The organism is Pseudomonas cichorii, assembly GCF_003700275.1.
Lineage (GTDB): Bacteria > Pseudomonadota > Gammaproteobacteria > Pseudomonadales > Pseudomonadaceae > Aquipseudomonas > Aquipseudomonas cichorii_B.
In genome coordinates, this window is record NZ_RBRE01000067.1 from 2,611 (window position 1) to 6,305 (window position 3,695).

The following is a 3,695-nucleotide window of genomic DNA, read 5'->3' on the forward strand; positions in this document are numbered from 1 at the left end:
TTGCGCTTGAGCTATGCCGAACTGAATCAGCGCGCCAACCGTCTGGCTCATCACTTGCGCAGTCAGGGCGTGATCCCTGATTCGCGGGTGGCGATCTGTGTCGAGCGCGGGATCGGGATGGTGGTCGGGCTGCTGGCGATCATGAAGGCGGGCGGCGGTTATGTACCGCTGGACCCGGCTTATCCGCTGGAGCGGATTGCCTACATGTTGCAGGACAGTGCGCCTGCGGCTGTGTTGGCACAAACATCGACTTGGGAACTGGTTTCCTCTGCCGGCGTACCACTTATCAATCTGGATCAGCCGGATTGGCAGGACAAATCCGTCTCCAACCCAGTGATTGCAGAGCTGACATCAGCGCATCTGGCCTATGTGATCTACACCTCAGGCTCGACCGGCTTGCCGAAAGGCGTGATGATCGAACACCGCAATACGGTCAACTTCCTGACCTGGGCGCAGCAGGCCTTTGAGCCTGAAGTGCTGGCCAAAACCCTGTTCTCGACGTCGCTGAACTTCGACCTGGCAGTTTACGAGTGCTTTGCGCCGCTGATTTCCGGTGGCTGCATCGAAGTGGTCAGGAATGTGCTGGCTCTGCAGGACGGCGAGCATGACGTCACGCTGATCAATACCGTGCCTTCGGCCCTGAAGGCACTGCTGGAATCCGGCGGCCTGCAAGCGGGTGTGCATACCGTCAACGTCGCCGGTGAAGCACTCAAGGGTTCTCTGGTTGAAAGCCTGTTCGAGCAAACCAGCGTCAAACGCCTGTGCAATCTCTATGGCCCATCGGAAACCACGACTTATTCCAGTTGGGTCGCAATGGACCGCGAGGACGGCTTTGCATCCCACATTGGCAAACCGGTAGCCAACACACAGTTCTACCTGCTGGACGAACATCGCCAATTGGTGCCGTTGGGTGTACCGGGCGAAATTTATATCGGCGGTGCCGGTGTGGCACGCGGTTATCTGAATCGCGATGACCTGACGGCTGAGCGCTTCCTGACTGATCCATTCAACGCCGGAGCGCGGATGTACCGCACTGGCGATCTGGGTCGCTGGCTGGCGGACGGAAATATCGAGTACCTGGGTCGTAACGACGATCAGGTGAAAATTCGTGGCTTCCGTATCGAGCTGGGCGAGATCGAAGCCAAGCTGGCGCGCCATCCTGCCGTACAAGAAGCGGTGGTCATGGCTCGCGAGGATGTGCCGGGCGACAAGCGTCTGGTGGCGTATTTCACCTCGACCGAAGTTGTAGCCGATCTGGAAGCTTTGCGCAGCCATCTGCAAAGCCAGTTGCCGGACTATATGGTCCCGGCAGCCTATGTCCATCTTGAAACACTGCCGCTGACCCCGAACGGCAAGCTGGACCGCAAGGCGCTGCCGGCTCCGGATCTGCAATCCCTGATCAGCCGTGGCTATGAAGCCCCGCAAGGCGCAACCGAAAACGCTCTGGCGCAGATCTGGGCCGAAGTGCTGCAGGTCGAGCGCGTGGGTCGTCATGATCACTTCTTCGAGCTGGGCGGGCACTCGCTGCTGGCGGTCAAGCTGATCGAGAAGATGCGCCAACAAGGCCTGAGCGCCGATGTGCGCGTGCTGTTCAGCCAGCCAACCCTTATGGCCCTGGCCGCCGCCGTGGGCAGCGGCACGGAAATTCGCGTACCGGCCAATCTGATCGAGCCCGGCTGCACGCGGATTACGCCTGAAATGCTGCCTTTGCTGGACATCAGCGCAGAGCAGCTTGAGCAGGTCATCGCCGCGATTCCCGGCGGTGCGGCCAATATTCAGGACATTTACCCGCTGGCGCCGTTGCAGGAAGGCATTCTTTATCACCACCTGAGTGCCGAAGCCGGTGACCCTTACGTCCTGCAGGCAATCTTCAGCTTTGATCACGAACAACGATTGAATGCGTTCTGCAGCGCTCTGCAATCGGTGATCGAGCGCCACGATATCCTGCGTACCTCGCTCTACTGGGAAGGTCTGGATGAACCGGTGCAAGTGGTCTGGCGCCAGGCGCAATTGGGGCTGGAGCAGATCGAGACGGACGGATCTTCCGAGGATGTGATCGAGCAGTTGCAGGCACGCTTCGATGCCGGTCAGCACCGGATGGACATTCGCCAGGCTCCACTGATGCAGATTGCCTACGCTCAGGACCCGGCCAATCAGCGCTGTGTAGCATTGCTGCTGTTTCATCATCTGGTTCTCGACCACACCGCACTGGAAGTGGTCAGCCAGGAGATGGAAGCTTTCCTGCTGGACTCTGCACAACACTTGAGCCAGCCGGTGCCGTATCGCAACTATGTGGCCCAGGCACGACTGGGGAACGATCGCGCCGCTCAGGAAGCGTTCTTCCGCAAGATGCTCGGTGATATCGACGAGCCGACCCTGCCGTTCGGCCTGCATGAAGTGCAGGGCGAGGGGCGCGGTATCGAGGAGCATCGGGCACTTCTCGACGTGAATCTGAGCCAGCGACTGCGAGCGCAGGCACGTGTGCTCGGGGTCAGCGTGGCATCCCTGCATCACCTGGCCTGGGCTCAGGTGCTGAGCGCCGCCAGTGGCCGTGACGACGTGGTCTTCGGCACCGTGCTGATGGGCCGCCTGAATGGCGGTGACGGCGCGGATCGGGCGCTGGGCATGTTCATCAATACCTTGCCGTTGCGCCTGCAACTGGGTGCCTGCGAGGCCCGGACGGGTGTGCGGGAAACCCACGCACGCCTGAGCGCCTTGCTGGCCCACGAGCATGCGCCGCTGGCGCTGGCCCAGCGTTGCAGTGGTGTGGCGGCTTCGACGCCGTTGTTCAGTGCGCTGCTCAATTACCGCTACAGCGCGGCACCGGGCGAAAACAGTCTGTCGCCAGCCTGGGAAGGTATCGAACCGCTGAAGGGCGAGGAGCGCACCAACTATCCATTGACCCTGTCGGTGGATGATCAGGGCGAAGGTTTCGAGCTGACCGTGCTGGTGCAGGACGGTATCGGCGCTGCTCGGATAGCAGCTTACATGAGCACGGCGCTGGCGCGTCTGGTCGAGGCGCTGGAGCAGCGGCCACAGACGGCACTGGGGAGTCTGTCGGTACTTCCCGACGCGGAAATCGTGCAACTGTTGCAAGGCTTCAACAACACGATCGCCGAATATCCGCTGCAACAGACGGTTCATGGTCTGTTCGAGGCGCAGGTCGAGCGTACGCCGGATGCAATAGCACTGGTGCATGGTGATTTGCGCTTGAGCTATGCCGAGCTGAATCAGCGTGCCAACCGTCTGGCTCATCACTTGCGCAGTCAGGGTGTGATGCCGGATTCGCGGGTGGCGATCTGTGTCGAACGCGGGATCGGGATGGTGGTCGGCCTGCTGGCGATCATGAAGGCGGGTGGCGGTTATGTGCCGCTGGACCCGGCTTATCCAGTGGAACGGATTGCCTATATGTTGCAGGACAGTGCGCCTGCGGCTGTGCTGGCACAAACCTCGACTTTGGAACTGGTTTCCTCTGCTGGCGTACCACTTATCAATCTGGATCAGCCGGACTGGCAGGACAAATCCGTCTCCAATCCCGTGATTGCAGAACTGACTCCGGCGCATCTGGCCTATGTGATCTACACCTCGGGTTCGACCGGCTTGCCGAAAGGCGTGATGATTGAACACCGCAATACGGTCAACTTTCTGACCTGGGCGCAGCAGTCATTTGAACCGGAAGTGCTGGCCAAAACCCT

The 3,695-nt window shown here is 60.4% G+C and carries 1 protein-coding gene; it reads left to right on the forward strand.

All coding sequences use genetic code 11. The features are described from left to right. The coding region (locus ALQ04_RS27315; protein ID WP_259645047.1) for an amino acid adenylation domain-containing protein at nucleotides 1-3,695 on the forward strand (3,695 nt) is incomplete at both ends.